Origin of the sequence: Pseudomonas emilianonis, from assembly GCF_023072625.1 — a bacterium.
Lineage (GTDB): Bacteria > Pseudomonadota > Gammaproteobacteria > Pseudomonadales > Pseudomonadaceae > Aquipseudomonas > Aquipseudomonas paraveronii.
The window spans coordinates 1-19,274 of the sequence record NZ_JAKNRV010000070.1 but is presented as its reverse complement, the minus strand read 5'-3'; the positions used below and the strand labels follow the sequence as shown (position 1 = coordinate 19,274).

General features: G+C 61.5%; 19 protein-coding genes and 4 pseudogenes. 14 read left to right on the top strand and 9 right to left on the bottom strand.

Annotated elements, in window-relative coordinates; genetic code table 11:
* The 3 genes and pseudogenes from L9Z73_RS10325 to L9Z73_RS10315 all read right to left on the bottom strand — a co-directional run.
* Positions 1 to 550, bottom strand: a 550-nt coding sequence (locus L9Z73_RS10325; protein WP_247399705.1) for a 2Fe-2S iron-sulfur cluster-binding protein, incomplete at its 3' end; no start/stop codon positions are given.
* Positions 547 to 846: a sarcosine oxidase subunit delta gene (locus tag L9Z73_RS10320; RefSeq protein WP_247399704.1), complete on the bottom strand. Its 300-nt coding sequence runs from the start codon at positions 844 to 846 to the stop codon at positions 547 to 549. The genes L9Z73_RS10325 and L9Z73_RS10320, both read right to left, overlap by 4 nt.
* Positions 847 to 859: 13 nt before the next feature.
* Positions 860 to 1,468 (bottom strand): annotated as a pseudogene (locus tag L9Z73_RS10315) (FAD-dependent oxidoreductase); the annotation flags it as partial.
* Between the two features lie 235 nt (positions 1,469 to 1,703).
* Between L9Z73_RS10315 and L9Z73_RS10310 the strand changes: the two are divergent.
* From L9Z73_RS10310 to L9Z73_RS10290, 5 genes are all read left to right on the top strand, one after another.
* Positions 1,704 to 2,468: a sulfite exporter TauE/SafE family protein gene (locus tag L9Z73_RS10310; protein ID WP_247399702.1), complete on the top strand. Its 765-nt coding sequence runs from the start codon at positions 1,704 to 1,706 to the stop codon at positions 2,466 to 2,468.
* A gap of 122 nt (positions 2,469 to 2,590) precedes the next feature.
* The gene (locus L9Z73_RS10305; RefSeq protein ID WP_247399700.1) at positions 2,591 to 3,181 is read left to right on the top strand and encodes an NAD(P)H-dependent oxidoreductase; all 591 of its coding nucleotides are present in this window, start codon (positions 2,591 to 2,593) and stop codon (positions 3,179 to 3,181) included.
* A gap of 30 nt (positions 3,182 to 3,211) precedes the next feature.
* Positions 3,212 to 4,108, top strand: coding sequence for a LysR substrate-binding domain-containing protein (locus L9Z73_RS10300; protein ID WP_247399699.1), 897 nt, complete (start codon positions 3,212 to 3,214; stop codon positions 4,106 to 4,108).
* Positions 4,109 to 4,211: 103 nt separating this feature from the next.
* Positions 4,212 to 5,105 (top strand): NAD-dependent epimerase/dehydratase family protein, encoded by an 894-nt coding sequence (locus tag L9Z73_RS10295; RefSeq protein ID WP_247399697.1) that lies wholly within the window; start codon positions 4,212 to 4,214, stop codon positions 5,103 to 5,105.
* Positions 5,106 to 5,332: 227 nt separating this feature from the next.
* Complete coding sequence (locus tag L9Z73_RS10290) at positions 5,333 to 6,778, top strand: SulP family inorganic anion transporter (protein WP_247399695.1); 1,446 nt, start codon at positions 5,333 to 5,335, stop codon at positions 6,776 to 6,778.
* A gap of 10 nt (positions 6,779 to 6,788) precedes the next feature.
* Here L9Z73_RS10290 and L9Z73_RS10285 read toward each other — a convergent pair whose 3' ends face one another.
* Complete coding sequence (locus L9Z73_RS10285) at positions 6,789 to 7,169, bottom strand: lysozyme inhibitor LprI family protein (RefSeq protein WP_247399693.1); 381 nt, start codon at positions 7,167 to 7,169, stop codon at positions 6,789 to 6,791.
* Between the two features lie 248 nt (positions 7,170 to 7,417).
* Between L9Z73_RS10285 and L9Z73_RS10280 the strand changes: the two genes are divergently transcribed.
* The 4 genes from L9Z73_RS10280 to L9Z73_RS10265 are packed head-to-tail and all read left to right on the top strand — an operon-like array spanning position 7,418 to position 11,503.
* Complete coding sequence (locus L9Z73_RS10280; RefSeq protein ID WP_247399691.1) at positions 7,418 to 8,767, top strand: gluconate:H+ symporter; 1,350 nt, start codon at positions 7,418 to 7,420, stop codon at positions 8,765 to 8,767.
* Positions 8,768 to 8,779: 12 nt separating this feature from the next.
* Positions 8,780 to 9,640, top strand: a complete 861-nt coding sequence (locus L9Z73_RS10275) for a MurR/RpiR family transcriptional regulator (protein ID WP_247399689.1) — start codon at positions 8,780 to 8,782, stop codon at positions 9,638 to 9,640.
* Position 9,641: 1 nt separating this feature from the next.
* Positions 9,642 to 11,105 (top strand): N-acyl-D-amino-acid deacylase family protein, encoded by a 1,464-nt coding sequence (locus L9Z73_RS10270; RefSeq protein WP_247399687.1) that lies wholly within the window; start codon positions 9,642 to 9,644, stop codon positions 11,103 to 11,105.
* A gap of 29 nt (positions 11,106 to 11,134) precedes the next feature.
* Entirely contained in the window at positions 11,135 to 11,503 is a 369-nt protein-coding gene (locus L9Z73_RS10265) for a glyoxalase superfamily protein (RefSeq protein ID WP_247399685.1), read from the top strand.
* 335 nt (positions 11,504 to 11,838) lie between these two features.
* On the opposite strand, the pseudogene L9Z73_RS31435 reads toward L9Z73_RS10265, so the two are convergent.
* Positions 11,839 to 12,435: pseudogene (locus tag L9Z73_RS31435) on the bottom strand (methyl-accepting chemotaxis protein); the annotation flags it as partial.
* Between the two features lie 258 nt (positions 12,436 to 12,693).
* Positions 12,694 to 13,758 (bottom strand): annotated as a pseudogene (locus L9Z73_RS31430) (methyl-accepting chemotaxis protein); the annotation flags it as partial.
* A 282-nt stretch (positions 13,759 to 14,040) separates the two neighbouring features.
* Here L9Z73_RS31430 and L9Z73_RS10255 point away from each other — a divergent pair.
* Entirely contained in the window at positions 14,041 to 14,658 is a 618-nt protein-coding gene (locus L9Z73_RS10255) for an FKBP-type peptidyl-prolyl cis-trans isomerase (protein WP_192300611.1), read from the top strand.
* Positions 14,659 to 14,718: 60 nt separating this feature from the next.
* Here the strand turns inward: L9Z73_RS10255 and L9Z73_RS10250 are convergent, their stop codons facing one another.
* The 3 genes from L9Z73_RS10250 to L9Z73_RS10240 all read right to left on the bottom strand — a co-directional run bounded on the left by L9Z73_RS10250 (position 14,719) and on the right by L9Z73_RS10240 (position 16,642).
* Positions 14,719 to 14,976 (bottom strand): PA4570 family protein, encoded by a 258-nt coding sequence (locus tag L9Z73_RS10250; protein ID WP_038443494.1) that lies wholly within the window; start codon positions 14,974 to 14,976, stop codon positions 14,719 to 14,721.
* A 159-nt stretch (positions 14,977 to 15,135) separates the two neighbouring features.
* Entirely contained in the window at positions 15,136 to 15,477 is a 342-nt protein-coding gene (locus tag L9Z73_RS10245) for a zinc ribbon domain-containing protein YjdM (protein ID WP_046382089.1), read from the bottom strand.
* 196 nt (positions 15,478 to 15,673) lie between these two features.
* Entirely contained in the window at positions 15,674 to 16,642 is a 969-nt protein-coding gene (locus L9Z73_RS10240) for a polyprenyl synthetase family protein (RefSeq protein ID WP_247399681.1), read from the bottom strand.
* 239 nt (positions 16,643 to 16,881) lie between these two features.
* Between L9Z73_RS10240 and rplU the strand changes: the two genes are divergently transcribed.
* From rplU to L9Z73_RS10220, 4 genes and pseudogenes are all read left to right on the top strand, one after another.
* Entirely contained in the window at positions 16,882 to 17,196 is a 315-nt protein-coding gene (gene rplU, locus L9Z73_RS10235; protein WP_007901869.1) for a 50S ribosomal protein L21, read from the top strand.
* A 34-nt stretch (positions 17,197 to 17,230) separates the two neighbouring features.
* A complete protein-coding gene (gene rpmA, locus L9Z73_RS10230; RefSeq protein WP_017340859.1) occupies positions 17,231 to 17,506 on the top strand; it encodes a 50S ribosomal protein L27 in 276 nt (91 codons plus the stop codon).
* 193 nt (positions 17,507 to 17,699) lie between these two features.
* Positions 17,700 to 18,923 (top strand): Obg family GTPase CgtA, encoded by a 1,224-nt coding sequence (gene cgtA, locus L9Z73_RS10225; protein ID WP_247399679.1) that lies wholly within the window; start codon positions 17,700 to 17,702, stop codon positions 18,921 to 18,923.
* A 139-nt stretch (positions 18,924 to 19,062) separates the two neighbouring features.
* A pseudogene (locus L9Z73_RS10220) lies at positions 19,063 to 19,274 on the top strand (glutamate 5-kinase); the annotation flags it as partial.

The following is a 19,274-nucleotide window of genomic DNA, read 5'->3' as shown; positions in this document are numbered from 1 at the left end:
CGGCGGCGGTCAGCGCCGCCTGCAAACCGGCGGGGCCGGCGCCGATGACGGCCAGGTCGGTGAACAGGTAGGCCTTGTCGTAGTACTCGGGCTGGAAGTTCAGGTCGAGCACGCCCAGGCCGGCCTTTTTACGGATGATCGGCTCCCACACTTTCCACATGCCCTTGGGCTTGTAGAACGAACGGTAATAGAACCCCACCGGCATGAATTTGGAGAACTTGCCCAGGTAGGCATCGCGGTCGTTGTCCAGCGTGCCATTGACGTTCTGCGCGCTCACCGCCAGGCCGGCCGACAGCGCGTGGGCATCGGCCAGCACGTTGGGTTCCTGGGGCAATTGCACCAGGCTGTTGGCGTCCTGGCCGGCCATGCTCAGCGGGCCGCGTGGACGGTGGTATTTGAACGAACGCGACATCAGGAAGCGCCCGTTGGCGAGCAGGGCGCTGGCGATGCTGTCGCCCTGCAAGCCCTGGTAGGGTTGGCCGTCGAAACTGAAATCGAGTGGCTGATCACGCTGGATCAGCAAGCCCATGGGGGCGGGGAGGCGGTTCATCCGGCGATCTCCTTGGCGGTGTTGAAGTCGACACGCGTGTTGAACACTTCCCTGGGGTCGAAGGTGCGCTGGATTTCATCGGTGACGGTGTGGCGCTCGACGAGGAACCAATAGCTGGACGGCGTGTGCATCCACCATTCGCGCACCACACCGGCGAGATTGTCGGCGTTGAACACGTAGTCGGCCCATTCGGCGTCGCTGCAGTTGACCGGATCTGGCATTGGCTTGAACTCGCCGCCGTAGGTGAACTCGCTGATATTGCGCGGCCCGTTGAGCGGGCACATCATGATTTTCATAGTCCGCTCTCCATCAATGACTGGCCGCCGTGGCGCCCATTTCGTTGACTTGCTGGAAGGTCGAGAAACGTTCGAGGCCGAAGGGTTTGATCAGCTCCGGCACCTTGCCGCCGCTGGCGACCAACTCGGCCATGGTCTTGCCGCAGATCGGCGTGGCCTTGAAGCCCCAGGTGCCCCAACCGGCGTCGAGGTAGTAATTTTTCACCGGTGACAGGCCCATGATTGGGCTGTAGTCCGGGGTCATGTCGGTGATCCCGGCCCACTGGCGCATCAACTTGGCGTTGGCCAGGAACGGGAACATCTCGATGGCATGGGCCAGCAGGCTTTCCTTGAGGTCCAGGGTCGAGCGCGTGTTGAACAGCGGGTAGGGATCGGAACCGCCGCCGAACACCACTTCGCCGCGACTGGTTTGCTGCACGTAGCAGTGCAGGGCCGAGGAACTCACCAGCGGGTCGAGGAATGGCTTGAACGGCTGGGTGACCATGGCCTGCAGCGGGAAGGTCTGGATCGGCGAGCGGATGCCGGCCTTGGCCATCAGCAGCGAACTGTGCCCGGCAATCGCCTGCACCGCGCAGCCGCACCGGATGGTGCCGCGATTGGTTTTCACGGCGGTGATGTTGCCGGCGTCGAGGATGTGCAGGTAGAGGCGCAGGTCGATCAGGTCGAAGTGCATGGCTGGAAGATTTCCTTTCGCTGGACTGGCGCCATCGCGAGCAAGCCCGCTCCCACACTTGGAATGCATTTCAACAGTGGGAGGGGGCTTGCCCGCGATGGCGGCATCAGCCTCATGCAAAACAAGAGGCTGCCTCAGTATATGGTGAATTTTCGCGCCCAACGAAAAGCCCCACACTCGGCCGATGACAACCTTCCTCGCGTTCTACCAAAACCTCGGCCCCGCCCTGACCCTGCTGGTAATCGGCACCTTCCTGCTGGCCGGCACCGTCAAAGGCGTGATCGGCCTGGGCCTGCCCACCGTCGCCATGGGCATGCTCGGCCTGGCTATGTTGCCGGCGCAGGCTGCGGCGTTGCTGATCATCCCTTCGACGGTGACCAACCTTTGGCAACTGGCCTTCGGCGGCCACTTGAGCGCGTTGCTCAAACGCCTGTGGCCGCTGTTGCTGCTGATTTTCCTCGGCACCGGGTTGGGCACGTTGTGGCTGGGAATGGGCGGTGGCGATTGGGTGGTGCGCGCGTTGGGCGCGGCCTTGCTGGTGTATGCGTTGAGTGGACTATTCTTGCCCACATTCAAGGTTGAGCCTGCAACCGAGCGCTGGTTGGCGCCGGTGTGTGGGTTGGTCACCGGCCTGATCACCTCGGCCACCGGCGTCTTCGTGATTCCTGCGGTGCCGTACCTGCAAGCGTTGGGCTTGAATCGCGATCAGTTGGTGCAGGCGCTGGGGCTGGCGTTCAGCGTGTCGACGTTGGCGCTGGCCGCCGGGTTGGCCTGGCGTGGCAGCCTCGGCGGTGGTGAGATCAATGCCTCGCTGTTGGCGCTGGCGCCGGCCTTGCTGGGGATGTGGCTCGGGCAGGTATTGCGCCAACGGATCAGTGCCGTGCTGTTCAGGCGGGTGTTTTTTATCGGCATGGCGCTGTTGGGCGCGCACCTGTTGATCAGTGGTTAACGGCAATAATAAGGATGGATTCGTGCCTGGCGGTCAAATGTATTTTGCCGCGCCAAGGCTTATTCCGCACAAGGCGCATCGATACCCTGCCTTCAGACATTTTTAATCTCAAGGCGCCCCCCATGAAAAAAGTCCTGTTGCTCAACGGCGGTAAAAAATTCGCCCACTCCGACGGTCGCTACAACAGCACCCTGCATGACGCCGCCGTGGCGGTACTCGACCGTGGCGGTATCGACATCAAGGTCACGCATATCGACGAAGGCTACGACGTGGCCGAAGAGGTCGCCAAATTCCTCTGGGCCGACGTGATCATCTACCAGATGCCCGGCTGGTGGATGGGCGCGCCGTGGATCGTGAAGAAGTACATCGACGAAGTCTTCACCGAAGGTCACGGCAGCCTCTACGCCAGCGATGGTCGCACCCGTTCCGACGCGTCGCAGAAATACGGCAGCGGCGGCCTGATCCACGGCAAGCAGTACATGTTGTCGCTGACCTGGAACGCCCCGCAGCAAGCCTTCGACGACCCGAGCGATTTCTTTGAAGGTAAAGGCGTGGACGCGGTGTATTTCGCGTTTCACAAGGCCAATCAGTTCCTCGGCATGACGGCCTTGCCGACGTTCCTCTGCGTGGACGTCATGAAGCGCCCGGCCATCGACGCCGATGTGGCGCGCTACGAGCAGCATCTGGCGCAGGTGTTCGACCTCTCGGTGTAAGCTGCGCTGTGCCGATAAAGAGGACAGCCTGTGAAAGCCCGATCCGATGAGCTACAGATCTTCGTCAACGTGATTGAGTGCGGCTCGATTTCTGCTGCGGCGGAACAGGTCGGGCAGACGCCGTCGGCGGTCAGCCGCACTTTGTCGCGCCTGGAAGCCAAGCTCGACACCACGCTGATCAACCGCACCACACGGCGCATGGACCTGACCGAGGAGGGCAAGTATTTCTTCGAGCAGGCCAAGGTGATCCTGGCGCAGATGGATGAGCTGGAGGAGCGCTTGTCGTCGCGCCAGAAAAAACCGGCGGGGCGCCTGCGCATCAATGCCGCCGTGCCGTTCATGCTGCATGGGATCGTGCCGTACATCGCCGAGTTTCGCGGGCTGTATCCGGAGATCCAGCTGGAGCTGAACAGTGATGACTTGATCATCGACCTGTTGGAGCAGAGCACCGATATTGCGATTCGCATTGGCGCGCTGGCCGATTCTACCCTGCATGCGCGGTCCCTCGGCTGCACCCCGCTGCATATCCTTGCCAGCCCGGCCTATCTCAAGCAATACGGCACGCCGACCACGGTCGCCGAGTTGGCCGAGCACACCTTGCTCGGCTTCACCCAGACCGAGACGCTCAACCACTGGCCGCTGCGCCACGTGGCGGGTGACCGCTGGCTGATCCAGCCCGGCATTGCCGCGTCCAGCGGCGAAACCTTGCGACAACTGGCGCTCGAAGGGCAGGGCATATGCTGCCTGTCGAACTTCATGACCAGCGCAGACATCGATGCCGGGCGCCTGGTGCCGGTGCTGGAGGCGTTCAACAGCGGTTATCGCCAGCCAATCCACGCGGTGTTTTACCGCAACTCGCAACTGGCCTTGCGCATCCAATGTTTCCTGGACTTCATCCAGGCCAAGCTGGCGCGGTACGCCTGCTGATTCGTGACCTGCACGCAAGATTGAATTGGGCAATACGGTCTTATTCAACAGGGATGGGGCCTTGATACTGGGCCCATCACTTACTCAGTCAGGAGAGACCTCCATGAACGTATTCGTTACCGGCGCCGCCGGGTTTATCGGCGGTTCCATCGCCACCGGCCTGGTCAAGGCCGGCCACCATGTGACAGGCCTGGTGCGCAGCGCCGATCAAGCCGCCGAGATGACGGCCCTGGGCATCACCCCGGTCATCGGCACCCTGGATGACCGTGCGGTGTTGACCGAACAGGCCACGCAGGCCGACGCGGTGATCAACGCCGCCAGCAGCGACCATCGCGCGGCGGTGGAAACGCTATTGGCCGCCTTGAAAGGTTCGAACAAGCCGTTCCTGCACACCAGCGGTTCGAGCATCGTCGGCGATGCATCGGGCGGCAAGGCCAGTGATGTCATCTACTTCGAAGACCACCTGCCGGAACCGACTGTCGACAAGGCCGCACGTGTCGCCATCGACAACCTGGTCCTGGTCGCCGCCCAAGACGGCGTGAACTCGGCGGTGATCTGCAACACCCTGATCTACGGCCACAGCCTGGGCGTGAAGCGTGACAGCGTGCAATTGCCGCGCTTGCTCAAGCAGGCGCGCAAGAGCGGGGTGGTGCGCCATGTCGGCACAGGGCAGAACATTTGGTCCAATGTGCATATCGAGGACGTGGTCGCGCTCTACCTGCTGGCGCTGGAGAAGAACGTACCGGGCACGTTCTACTTCGTGGAAAGCAGCGAAGCGGCGTTTATCGACATGACCACCGCCATCGCCGATGCCCTGAACCTGGGCAAACCGCAGGATTGGCCACTGGCCGACGCCGAAGCCGAATGGGGCTATGAAATGGCCAACTACGGCCTGGGCTCCAACAGCCGCGTGCGCGGCAAGCATGCCCGTGAACTGCTGGGTTGGGTGCCCAAGCGCACGTCGGTGGTGGAGTGGATTCGCCGCGAAATGGTCTGATACCCCTCTGCGCTTTTGTGGCGAGGGAGCTTGCTCCCGCTGGACTGCGCAGCAGTCCCAAACCGGTTGCCGAGATTAATCTGAAACACCGCGGTGATCTTCTGGGGCTGCTTCGCAGTCCAGCGGGAGCAAGCTCCCTCGCCACAGGGGTATGCACAATCGCTGGCCCCACCGCGCCCAATTCCGTACCATTCCCCGCCTTATTCCCCGCAATGCCCTGGTACCTCATGAACCTCACCCGTCTTCGCGCCGACGCCCTGGCCGGCCTCACCACGTCTTTTGCCTTGCTGCCAGAATGCATCGCCTTTGCCCTGGTGGCGCACCTCAACCCGCTGATGGGCCTCTACGGCGCGTTCATCATCTGCACCCTCACGGCGTTGTTCGGCGGCCGGCCGGGGATGGTTTCTGGCGCGGCAGGGTCGATGGCGGTGGTGATCGTCGCGCTGGTGGTGCAACACGGCGTGGAGTATTTGCTCGCGACGGTGCTGCTGGGCGGGTTGATCATGCTGGTCTTCGGCCTGCTGCGCCTGGGCAAGCTGGTGCGGATGGTGCCACACCCGGTGATGCTGGGGTTCGTCAACGGCCTGGCGATCATCATTGCCCTGGCGCAGTTGGAGCATTTCAAAAGTGGTGATGCCTGGCTCAGCGGCACGCCGCTGTATGTGATGAGCGGCCTGGTGCTGGTGACCATGGCCATCGTCTACCTGCTGCCGCGCCTGACCCGTGCGGTGCCGCCGGCCCTGGTGGCGATCCTCGGCGTGGGCCTGGCGGTGTACCTGCTGGGCTTGCCGACGCGCACGCTGGGCGACATGGCCCACATCGCCGGTGGCCTGCCGAGCTTCGCGCTGCCGCAGATCCCCTGGACCCTGGAGACCCTCGGCATCATCGCGCCCTACGCATTTCTGATGGCGATGGTTGGCCTGCTCGAAACTCTGTTGACCCTGAACCTCACCGACGAAATCACCGAGAGCCGCGGCTACCCCGACCGTGAGAGCGTGGCCCTGGGTGTGGCGAATATGGTCTCGGGCCTGTTCGGCGGCATGGGCGGTTGCGCGATGATCGGGCAAACCGTGATCAATCTCAGCTCCGGCGGGCGCGGGCGTTTCTCCGGGGTTTTGGCCGGGGTGATGATCCTGTTGTTCATTCTGTTTCTGTCACCGCTGATCGAGCGCATTCCGCTGGCGGCGCTGGTTGGGGTGATGTTCGTGGTGTCGCAGCAGACCTTCGCCTGGGCGTCGCTGCGGGTGATCAACAAGGTGCCGCTCAACGACGTGCTGGTGATCATCGCGGTGACCGTGATCACCGTGTTCACCGACCTGGCCACGGCGGTGCTGTGCGGGATCGTGATCGCGGCGCTGAACTTCGCCTGGCAACAGGCGCGAGAGCTGTATGCGGATGAACATCTGGAAGCGGACGGCAGCAAGCTCTACCGCGTGCATGGCACCTTGTTCTTTGCCTCGACCACGCCGTTTTTGAACCGCTTTGACCCGGCCAATGACCCGGCAGCGGTGACGCTGGATTGCCGTCACCTGAGCATTGTCGACTACTCCGCGATTGCCGCGTTGATGACCTTGCGCGAGCGCTACAGCAAGGCCGGCAAGCATCTGCGCGTGCTGCATGTGTCCGAGCGCTGCAAGAAACTGCTCAAGCGCGCCAAGGTCCATCACGACTGATTGCGAGCGATCACGGCCCGACCAGGTCTTCCAGTTCCTGGGCGCGGGTCTGGGTCATGTCCAGCACGCAGCCGGTGCCGTTGACCTGATCAATGCTGCCGCCGGTGGCACTGCCGGCAAAGGCGCAATTGGCATCGCGGTACTTTATCCACAGGCGCTGCACGTCCTGCAATTGTTGCTTGCGCGCACCTTCCTGGGCGGCGAGGGCGGTCTTGTAGGCCGTGTTCAGGCGCGTGTCCTGCACTTTGGTTTGCTGGGTGTTGCACTTGACCATGTCGACGGTCGTGTTGGCGCTGTCCATGCATTTCTTCAGTGCGGCGTTGTCGGCGGCCGACGCGCTGCTGCACAGGGCGAGCAGCACGGCGCTGGCGGCGAGGGAGGTGCGGATCATGAGCGAGTGTCCTGGATGTCGGTGGGTGCGCATTTTAAGACTCAAGCGCGCGTGTTGAGTTTCCAGCCTTTTCTGAACTTGATGTAAGAACACCCCCTGAATTTTCATGCGCCGCCGTCGGGCATGTCCCAACGCGACAGCGCTTATCTGTGGGCGAAAATTACTTTCATAAAAATTGAAAATGCTCCTCGGTAATGATTTATGAGTTTCACAACCCATTCGACGTGACCCTTTCCGAGGAGTACCGCATGGCCGCATCACCGGGCTTCGGGCTATTGGCATACGCTGCCATCGCCATCATTGCTTTGATCGTGCTGATTGCACGTTACCGACTCAACCCGTTCATCGTCATCACCCTGGTGTCCATCGGCCTGGCGCTGATGGCCGGGATGCCGGCGGACACCATCATGGGCTCCTACGAAGCGGGCGTCGGTAAAACCCTGGGGCATATCGCCCTGGTGGTCGCGCTGGGCACCATGCTCGGCAAGATGATGGCTGAATCCGGCGGCGCCGAGCAGGTGGCGCGCACGCTGATCAACCGGTTTGGCGAGCGCAATGCCCACTGGGCGATGGTGTGCATTGCGTTTCTGGTGGGGCTGCCGCTGTTTTTCGAGGTCGGTTTTGTGTTGCTGGTGCCGATCGCCTTTACCGTGGCGCGGCGTGTGGGGGTGTCGATCCTGATGGTCGGCTTGCCGATGGTCGCCGGCCTGTCGGTGGTGCATGCGCTGGTGCCGCCGCACCCGGCGGCGATGATGGCGGTGCTGGCGTACAACGCCTCGGTCGGGCAGACCGTGCTCTATGCGATTTTGATCGGCATTCCCACGGCGATCATCGCCGGCCCGCTGTATGCCAAGTTCATCGTGCCGCGCATTCACCTGCCGGCGGAAAACCCGCTGGAACGTCAGTTCATCGAGCGCGAGCCGCGCAGCCGGTTGCCGAGTTTCGCCCTGACCATGGGCACTATTCTGTTGCCGGTGGTGCTGATGATGATCGGCGGCTGGGCCAACGTGATTTCCACCCCCGGCAGCGGTTTTAACCAGTTCCTGTTGTTTATCGGCAACTCGGTGGTCGCGCTACTGGTGGCGACCCTGGTGAGTTTCTGGACCCTCGGCCTGGCGCAAGGTTTCAACCGCGAGTCGATCCTCAAGTTCACCAACGAATGCCTGGCGCCGACCGCGAGTATCACCTTGCTGGTGGGCGCGGGCGGCGGTTTGAACCGGATCTTGGTCGATGCTGGGGTGACCAACGAAATCCTCGGCCTGGCCCATGCCTTCAATCTGTCGCCGCTGGTGATGGGCTGGCTGTTCGCCGCGTTGATGCGCATCGCGACCGGCTCGGCCACCGTGGCCATGACCACCGCTTCCGGCGTGGTCGCGCCGGTCGCGTTGGGCCTGGGTTATCCACACCCTGAACTGCTGGTGCTGGCGACCGGGGCGGGTTCGGTGATCTTTTCCCACGTCAACGACGGCGGCTTCTGGCTGATCAAGGAATACTTCAATATGACCGTGATCCAGACCTTCAAGACCTGGACCGTGTTGGAGACCCTGATTTCAGTGGTCGCCTTCGGTCTGACGTATGGTCTGTCCTGCATCCTGTAATCCGGAGACTCCATGGACATCCTCTACCAGATCCGCGCCCGCCAGGCGTCTTTCAGTGCCGGCGAAGGGCGTATCGCCAAGCTGATGCTCGATGACGTGGGCTTTGCCGCGTCGGCCAGCCTGGAGGAGTTGTCCCAACGCGCCGAGGTCAGCACCGCCACGTTGTCGCGGTTTGCCCGCAGCGTCGGTTGTCGGGATTTGCGCGACTTGCGCCTGCAATTGGCCCAGGCCAGTGGCGTGGGCAGCCGCTTCCTGGACCCGGCGGGCAAGCCTGAGCAGTCGGGGTTTCATCGGCAGATTCTCGGCGATATCGAGGCGACGTTGCGTCAGCATTTGTCGGGGTTCAATCAAGCCGGTTTCGTCGATGCGGTCAGCCTGCTGGGCAAGGCGCGGATGATCCACGCGTTTGGCATGGGCGGCCCGTCGAGCCTGTGCAGCGATGAGTTGCAAGTGCGTCTGGTGCGCCTGGGCTACCCGATTGCCGCCTGCCATGACCCGGTGATGATGCGCGTCACGGCGGCGACGCTGGGGCCGGAGCATGCGTTGATCGTCTGTTCGCTCAGCGGTCTCACCCCGGAGTTGCTGGACGTGGTGGCCCTGGCGCGCAACTACGACACGCCCGTCGTCGCCATCACCCTGGCCGGCTCCCCCCTGGCCGAGCTGGCGGATGTCGTACTGGCGCTGCAACCGGCCGAAACCAGCTTCATCTACAAACCCACGGCGGCGCGCTACGGCATGCTGCTGGCCATCGACCTGCTTGCCACCGAACTGGCGCTGGCGATGCCGGACGACAACCAGGAACGCCTGCGCCGCATCAAGCTGGCCCTCGACGACTATCGCGGCGGCCCTGACAGCCTGCCGCTTGGAGACTGATATGCAGTACGACACGCTGATTCGCCAGGCGCTGATCATGGATGGCCGTAACACGCCCGGGTATGTCGCCGATGTGGGGCTGCGCGACGGGCGTATCGAGGCGATCGGCGACTTGTCGGCAGCGCTGGCCACGCACGTGATCGACGCCCGAGGCCGGGTGTTGGCGCCGGGGTTTATCGATGTACACACCCACGATGACACGGTGGTGATCCGTCAGCCGCAGATGCTGCCCAAGCTCAGCCAGGGCGTGACCACGGTGATTGTCGGTAACTGCGGCATCAGCGCGTCGCCGGTGAGTTTGCGCGGTGAGCCGCCGGACCCGATGAACCTGCTGGGCCGGCGTGAGGCGTTCACCTATCCGCGGTTTGCCGATTACCGAGCCGCCGTGGAACGCGCCCACCCTGCGGTCAACGTCGCGGCGCTGATCGGCCACACGGCGCTGCGCAGCAACCATATGGACGACCTGCACCGCAGCGCCACGCCGGATGAAATCTCCGCGATGCGCGTGCAGTTGCGCGACAGCCTGGAAGATGGCGCCCTCGGTTTATCCACCGGCCTGGCCTACGCCAGCGCGTTCAATGCCGAGACCGATGAGGTGCTGCAACTGAGTGAAGAACTGACGGCGTTCGGCGCGGTGTACACCACCCACCTGCGCAGTGAGTTCGAACCGGTGCTGGAGGCCATGGACGAAGCGTTTCTGATCGGTCGGCATGCCCAGGTGCCGGTGATCATTTCCCACCTTAAGTGTGCAGGCGCGGGTAACTGGGGGCGTAGTCCGCAGCTGTTGGCGGCGCTGGAGCAGGCGGCGAAAACCCATCCGGTGGGGTGTGATTGTTATCCCTATGCGGCGAGCTCTTCGACCCTGGATCTCAAGCAGGTCACCGACGCGTTTCGCATCACCATCACCTGGTCGACACCGCACCCGGAAATGGGCGGGCGCGACTTGCAGGCGATCGCGGCCGAGTGGGACGTTTCGCTGATGGACGCCGCCCGCCGCCTGCAACCGGCGGGGGCGGTGTATTACGGCATGGACGAGGCGGATGTGCGCCGTATCCTCGCGCATCCGCTGTCGATGGTCGGATCGGATGGCTTGCCCGAAGATCCGTTCCCGCATCCGCGCTTGTGGGGCGCGTTTCCACGGGTGTTGGGGCATTTCAGTCGAGACGTTGGGCTGTTCCCGCTGCACACGGCGGTGCATAAGATGACCGGCTTGTCGGCGGCGCGATTCGGCTTGTCCGAGCGGGGCGAAATTCGTGTAGGGCACTGGGCCGATTTGGTGCTGTTCGATCCGCTGCGCGTGCGTGATGTGGCGGATTTCGAGGCGCCGCAGCAGGCGGCGCAAGGGATTGATGGCGTGTGGGTCAACGGCGTGTTGAGTTATTGCGACGGACAGCCAAATGGTCGGCGGCCGGGGCGGTTCCTGGCGCGCAGTGGGGATTTGCGGGGTGGGTTTTCGACTCTATAGTGGGCGCTCTTACACACGGAGCGGTTGCCATGCACTTAGGAAAAGTCACCCCCATCCTGCGGATTTTCGACGAGGCCAAGGTGTTGGAGTTCTATGTCGGTTTTCTGGGGTTCACTGTCGATTGGCAGCATCGCTTCGAGGCGAATTTTCCGTTGTACCTGCAGGTGTCGTTGGGTGAGTGCGTGCTGCATTTGTCCGAACACCATGGCGATGCTTCGCCGGGTGCGGCGGTGCGGATTCAGGCGCAGGGCGTAGACGCGTATCAGCAGCAATTGCAGGGCAAGGACTATCGTTTTGCCAAGCCAAGCGTTGAAGAAATGCCCTGGGGTTCGCGGGAGATGAGCATCCGCGATCCGTTTGGCAATCGGCTGGTATTTGTCGAGGAGGGCGAGGGCTGAGGGGTAAAGCGCAGGCAATAAAAAACCGCCTTAGTAGGGCGGTTTTTTTGTGCAAGCCCAGTTTCGGCTGAGGTTGCGTTCTAACAGGAAGCGTTGACCCGTATCCAAAGGCTCACATGTTCCGGTAAGTGCGCTGGAGGTAAGGCCCAACTCATGGAGGGCCGAGTATGTCTAAGTTTGCACGACGTACGTGGAACCTCGTCGTGAATGCCTGTGGCGAGGGAGCTTGCTCCCGGTGGGGCGCGAAGCGGCCCCTACTCAAGTTGATTCAGGTAACGGTTTGGGCTGCTGCGCAGCCCAACGGGAGCAAGCTCCCTCGCCACAATGATTGCGCTTTACACCCGGAAATGGCTGACCATCTGCTGCAACTGGCTACCCAGCCGTGCCAGTTCCACGCTCGACTTGGCCGTCTCGTCACTCGCGGTGGCGGTCTGTTCCGACACGTCACGCACGTTGATGATGCTGCGGCTGATCTCTTCGGCCACGGCGCTTTGCTCTTCGGCTGCCGCTGCAATCTGCTGGTTCATCGACTGGATATTCGACACCGTGCGGGTGATGTTTTCCAGGGATACGCCGGCCTTGCGCGTCAGCTCGACACTGCTGTCGGTGAGGCTGCGGCTGTTGTTCATCACCGCGGCCACCTGCTGGGTGCCGTTCTGCAAGCCGGCCACCAGGCCTTCGATTTCTTCGGTGGATTTCTGCGTGCGCTGGGCCAGGCCACGCACTTCGTCGGCGACGACGGCAAAGCCACGTCCGGCTTCACCGGCACGCGCTGCTTCAATCGCGGCATTGAGCGCCAGCAGGTTGGTCTGTTCAGCCACGGCCTTGATCACGTCCATTACGCTGCCGATCTTGTTGCTCTCTTGTTGCAGATGGGTCATGGCGTCGGTGGAGCGCGCCACTTCGGCGGCCAGGCGTTCGATCTGGGCGATGGCTTCGGCCACCACTTTGTCGCCTGCGCGGGCTTGGCCATCGGCATCGGCAGCGGCCCGGGAGGCCTGCTCGGCGTTGCGCGCGACTTCCTGCACGGTGGCAGTCATTTCGTGCATGGCGGTGGCGACTTGATCGGTCTCGATCTTCTGGCTATTCACGCCGGCGCTGGTCTGCTCGGTCACGGCCGACAACTCTTCGGCGGCGCTGGCGATTTGGGTCACGCCGTCGCGAATACCGCTGATCAACTCGCGCAGGGTCGTGCCCATGCGCTGGATGCCTTGTTGCAGCACGCCCAGTTCATCACGGCGGGTGACCTGGATATTGTGGCTCAGGTCGCCGGAGGCAATGCGTTCCACCACGGCCAGGGTTTCCTGGATCGGGCGCGTGATCTGGCGGGTGATGACAAGTGCCGCGATGATGCCGACCAGCAACGCCAGCAAGGTGCTGATCAATTGCAGGCTGCGGGCCTGGGCGCTTTCGGCGTCGCGACGTTCGAGCTGGATGTCGTAGAGCTTATCGCTGATGGTGACGATGTCGGCACCTTGGGTGGTCATTTCGGCGCGTGCTGAGACGATATTGGCGTTAGCCGCTTTGTAGTTCTGCACCGCACTGCGGTAGGCGCCGAGGGCGCTTTCCAGTGCGCTGAGCGCGGCCTGTTGGCTGCTGCCAAACACGGCGCCGAGGCCTTTCAAGCCGTTGATGGCTTTTTCGATTTGTGCGGCGGCGCGGGCTTCGGTGTCGGCGTTGACATTGCCGGTGTAGCCGCGCACTTCGTAGCGGGCCAACTGGAACTCTTGCTTGGCATGGGTCACGGCCTGGTACTGGGTGAAGCGCTCGGGGCTGTCGGGTACCTGCTGCACGCTGCTGTCCAACGCGTCGATCTGGGCGTTGGCGATGTCGGCCTTATCACCCATGACCTGGCGCGCAGCATTGCCGTTACGGTAGGCCTCACGCATTTTGTTCAGCGATTGCTGATAAGCCGTGATGACGGCTTTCTGGTCGTTGAGCAGCTTGCGGTTTTCCGGGCTCTTGAAGCTGTCCAGGAGTTTTTGCTGCTGGGCGGTGAAGGCATCCAGGCTGGTCTGTACGTTCTGCGCCACGCTCTCATCGCCGTTGGCCAGCATGTATTGCAGGCGCACGATGCGCAGCTTGGTCAGGGCGGCATTGAGTTGGGTGATGTCGCTCATCCAGTTGCTGCGGTCGATCAGGCTGCCCAGGCTGGTCCAGCCGGTCAGCGCGAGGATCGAGGTGAGGATAAGTACCAGGCCGAAGCCCAGGCCCAGTTTGAGGTTGACGCTGATGTTACCGAACCAGCTGTTCATCGAGTGCTCCGCAAAAATGATGTTTGTCTGCTGGACGGTGGTGTTGTTGTTTGAGCCAGCCAAGGTGTTTAGGCCATATCGGCGGGCGCACGGGAAACTGAAACGTTTAATTAGTTATTGCGATGCACGGAGCCCGGCATCACCGACCACCGGCGCCAGGCAGGCATGACGTGGCTGGCGCTCATCCCGTACTCACATTCTGTGCTAGTCTGCTGGCCCTTTTAGTTCTGGGCGGTGCCGGAAAACAGTGTTTTCAGCGCTGCTCTACAGCGGAGCCTCTTCATGTCCGAAGTTAATCTGTCCACCGACGAAACCCGCGTCAGCTACGGTATCGGCCGTCAGTTGGGCGACCAACTGCGCGACAACCCACCACCGGGCGTAAGCCTGGACGCGATCCTGGCTGGCCTGACCGACGCGTTCGCCGGCAAGCCAAGCCGTGTTGATCAAGAGCAAATGGCTGCCAGCTTCAAGGTCATCCGCGAAATCATGCAAGCCGAAGCGGCTGCCAAGGCTGAAGCCGCGGCAGGCGAGGGCCTTGCGTTCCTGGCAGAAAACGCCAAGCGTGATGGCATCACCACTCTGGCTTCTGGCCTGCAATTCGAAGTGCTGACTGCCGGTGAAGGTGCCAAGCCGACCCGTGAAGACCAAGTGCGCACTCACTACCACGGCACCCTGATCGACGGCACAGTGTTCGACAGCTCCTACGAGCGCGGCCAGCCTGCAGAATTCCCGGTTGGCGGCGTGATCGCTGGCTGGACCGAAGCCCTGCAACTGATGAATGCCGGCAGCAAATGGCGCCTGTACGTGCCGAGCGAACTGGCTTACGGCGCTCAAGGCGTTGGCAGCATTCCGCCGCACAGCGTTCTGGTGTTTGACGTCGAGCTGCTCGACGTTCTGTAAGACCTGCTGATTACCTGTTGGGAAGAGCCTGCTCGTCCCAACAGGGTTTTGCGCGGTTACTCATGGGTGAAACTTGCCATTGAGCTCCGTCACCGGGCGCAACGCTCGGGCATAGCAGAACAGAAACAGATTTCGCACCACTTCCTTCAGTACACCGGGTTCACTGGAACTCAGGCCATTCACGTCCAGGTCGCCCTGGTCCTGCAGTTCATTCAGCGCTTCTTCCTCCAGCACCGCACAGACTTCCCCGGTTTCCCGATGGAGGATCCGCAGGTAAGGATGTGGGCGGTCCAGCCAGGCATCTATCAAATAAGTCATGGTCGTTCTCCTTGATAAGTTTCAATGAGAATAATTCTTATTCGTAGAATAGCAAGTGCCTATTGGCGGTTTCTGGTTTTTTCTGTGTGGGTATTGCGCGCGATCAACAGAGAGGGCGAAACGCCATCCCGCGGCTGGCGCGGGATGGAAACCGCAGGATCAGACCTTGCGGACGAACTCGGACTTGAGTTTCATCGGGCCGATACCGTCGATCTTGCAGTCGATATCGTGGTCGCCGTCGCACAGGCGGATGTTCTTGACCTTGGTGCCGACCTTGACCACCAGGGAGGTGCCCTTGACCTTGAGGTCCTTGATCACGGTGATGGTGTCGCCGTCCTGCAGGACGTTGCCCACAGAGTCTTTCTTCACGGTTTCATCGCCGGCCACTTCGGCCTCGCCAGTGGCGGACCACTCATGGGCGCATTCCGGGCAGATCAGTTGGGCGCCGTCTTCGTAGGTGAATTCGGAATTGCATTTCGGGCAGGGTGGCAAAGTGCTCACTAAAGCTCCTTAAAGGTCAGGATGGCTAAAGTCGCACATTATATAGGGAATTGTAGGGAGGCAGGGCGCGGTCTTGGATTGGTAATACAAACTAAATGTGGGAGGGGGCTTGCCCCCGATGGCGGTATTCCAGTCGATACAGTTGGCGACTGATACTCCGCTATCGGGGGCAAGCCCCCTCCCACATTTGGTATTTCTAGTGCGTGCGCGCGACCGCGAATTCACTCAGCTCAACCAGGGCGTCCCGGTATTCGCTGGCGGGGAGGGCGTCCAGGCATTTGATCGCACGGGCCACGTAGTCACGCGCCAGTTGTGCGGTGTAGTCCAGGGAGCCGGAGGCTTCCACGGCCGCACGGATGCTTTCCAGGTCTTCGATCCCGCCTTTCTGGATCGCCTTGCGCACCAGGGCCGCCTGTTCCGGCGTGCCTTCGCGCATGGTGTAGATCAGCGGCAAGGTTGGCTTGCCTTCGGCCAGGTCGTCACCGACGTTCTTGCCCAGGGTCTCGGCGTCGCCACGGTAGTCGAGCAGGTCGTCTACCAGTTGGAACGCCACGCCCAGGTGGTCGCCAAAGGTGCGCAGGGCTTCGGCCTGTTCGGCCGTGGCTTCGCACAGGGCGGCGGCGCTGTGGGTCGAGGCTTCGAAGAGCATCGCGGTTTTGCCGCGAATCACTTCCATGTAGGTTTCTTCGGTGGTGCTGGCGTCACGCACCTTCGACAACTGCAACACTTCGCCTTCGGCGATGATGCGCGTGGCCTGGGAAAGAATCTTCATCACCTGCATCGAGCCCAGTTCGACCATCATTTCGAACGAGCGCGAATACAGGAAGTCGCCGACCAGCACGCTCGGGGCGTTGCCCCACATCGCGTTGGCGGTCTCGCGACCACGGCGCATGCCGGACATGTCGACCACGTCGTCATGCAGCAGGGTCGCGGTGTGCAGGAATTCGATAGTGGCGGCCAGCAGGCGCAGGTCATCGCCTTCACGGCCCAGGGCTTTGCCACACAGCAACACTAATAAAGGACGCAGGCGCTTACCGCCCGCCGACGTAATGTAGTCGCCAATTTTGGAGACCAGCGGCACTTTAGACGTCAGCTGCTGCTTGATGATGCCGTCGACGGCGCTAAAATCGTCCGCGACCGCGCGGTAGAAAGCTTGGGGTTGCATCAGCGACAGTCGCTCCAGAAGGGTTGCGCGGCATGCTAGGACCCTGACCCCGCAGTGTCAAGGCGCGATAGACAGCCTCTTGCAACGCGTCAACGCCTTGCGTACAATCGCGCACCCTGAACTTCCTGGGCAGCACCTGCCTTACGCAATTGCATTCGGGACGTCCATCCCATGCAGCCATGCCAGCCAATACCTCTTCTTATAAAGCGCTGGGTGAGCAGGATTATCGGAGAAATACCATGTCGTACGCAGTAATTGTTACTGGTGGCAAGCAATACAAGGTCGCCCCAGGTGAATACCTGAAGATCGAAAAACTGGAAATCGCTACCGGCGAATCCGTTACTTTTGATCGCGTTCTGTTGGTCGCCAATGGCGATGACGTGAACATCGGTGCTCCAGTTGTTCCTGGCGCTACCGTTGTGGCTGAAGTGATCTCCCAAGGTCGTCACGATAAAGTCCGCATCATCAAGTTCCGTCGTCGTAAGCACCACATGAAGCGTATGGGCCACCGCCAGTGGTACACCGAGATCAAAATCACCGGTATTCAGGCTTAATTTCAGCCTAATTCCTCACTAGGAGAATTGACTCATGGCACACAAAAAAGCTGGTGGTAGTACCCGTAACGGTCGCGACTCAGAAGCCAAACGCCTTGGCGTGAAGATGTATGGCGGCCAGGTTATCATTCCGGGCAACATCATCGTGCGTCAGCGCGGCACCCAATTCCACGCCGGTTACGGTGTTGGCATGGGTAAAGATCACACTCTGTTCGCTAAAATCGACGGCGTGATCAAGTTCGAAGTAAAAGGCGCCTTCGGTCGCCGTTACGTGAGCATTGTCCCGAAGACTGAAGTCGTCGCGGCATAATTACGTAGTTGCTGGAAAAGCCCTGTCTTGCGACGGGGCTTTTTCGTTTGTGGAGTGAGTCTCTTGCAAAGCTGTTTGTAATGAGCTCAAGCGCTGGATTTGCGGTCGTTGATTGAGGTCGCTGCGCTCATTTTTGCAAGAGTCTTATGTCTTGGTTTCTTAAGCTCGTCCGTGCGGCGAGAGGCGTTTTGTTATGAAGTTCGTTGATGAAGTTTCCATCCGAGTAAAAGCAGGCGACGGCGGTAACGGTTGCATGAGTTTCCGTCGCGAAAAGTTCATCGAAAACGGTGGCCCCAACGGCGGTGACGGCGGTGACGGCGGTTCCATCTACATGATGGCCGACGAAAACCTCAACACCCTGGTGGACTACCGTTACACCCGGCACTTCGATGCCGAGCGTGGTTCCAACGGCGGCAGCACCGACTGCACCGGTAAAAAAGGTGAAGACATGGTGCTGCGCGTACCGGTCGGCACCACGATCATCGACTCCGCGACCCAGGAAGTGATTGGCGACCTGACCAAGGCCGGCCAGAAGCTGATGGTTGTGCAGGGCGGCTGGCACGGTCTGGGTAACACCCGATTCAAGTCCAGTACCAACCGTGCGCCACGCCAGACCACGCCGGGCAAGCCTGGCGAGCAGCGTGACCTCAAGCTGGAAATGAAAGTACTCGCCGACGTGGGCCTGTTGGGCCTGCCAAACGCTGGCAAAAGTACCTTCATCCGCTCGGTCTCGGCCGCCAAGCCGAAAGTCGCCGACTACCCGTTCACCACCCTGGTGCCAAACCTGGGCGTGGTCAGCGTCGACCGTTGGAAAAGCTTCGTGGTCGCCGACATTCCCGGCCTGATCGAAGGTGCTTCCGATGGCGCGGGCCTGGGGATTCGCTTCCTCAAGCACTTGTCGCGTACCCGTTTGCTGCTGCACCTCGTCGACATGGCGCCGCTGGATGACACCAGCGCACCGGACGCCGCCGAAGTGATCGTCAGCGAGCTGACCAAGTTCAGCCCGGCCCTGGCCGAGCGTGACCGCTGGTTGGTGCTGAACAAGTGCGACCAGATTCTCGAAGAAGAACACGAGGAGCGCGTCAAGGAAATCGTCGATCGCCTGGAATGGACCGGCCCGGTCTATGTGATCTCGGCCATCGCCAAAGAAGGCACCGAGCGCCTGACCCGCGACATAATGCGCTACCTCGAAGACCGCGCCGACCGCCTGGCGGCCGACCCGGTGTTCAAGGCCGAACTCGCCGAGCTCGATCAGCAGATCGAAGACGAAGCCCGTGCCCAGTTGCAAGCCCTGGACGACCAGCGCGCCCTGCGCCGCAGCGGCGTGAAGTCGGTCCATGACATCGGCGACGACGATTGGGACGAAGAAGACGTGGATGATGAAGACGGTCCGGAAATCATTTACGTGCGCGACTGATTCGTTGCAGTAAACTTAAGCGCCGCTCACTTGAGCGGCGTTTTGGTATCTGGGTATATCTGTAGTCACGAATGTAGTCACGAATAACGTTATGGGCGGCGCTGGGTCGCGTCGAGCCCTCTAACCAAGGTTGAAGATGATGCGGAGCAAAGTGGCAGGTGCGCAGCGCTGGGTCGTAAAGATCGGAAGTGCGTTGCTGACGGCAGATGGCAAGGGGCTGGATCGCGCAGCCATGAGCGTGTGGGTCGAGCAGATGGTGGCCTTGCATGAGGCCGGTGTCGAGTTGGTGCTGGTCTCGTCCGGAGCGGTTGCCGCCGGGATGAGCCGCCTCGGCTGGACCGCGCGACCCAG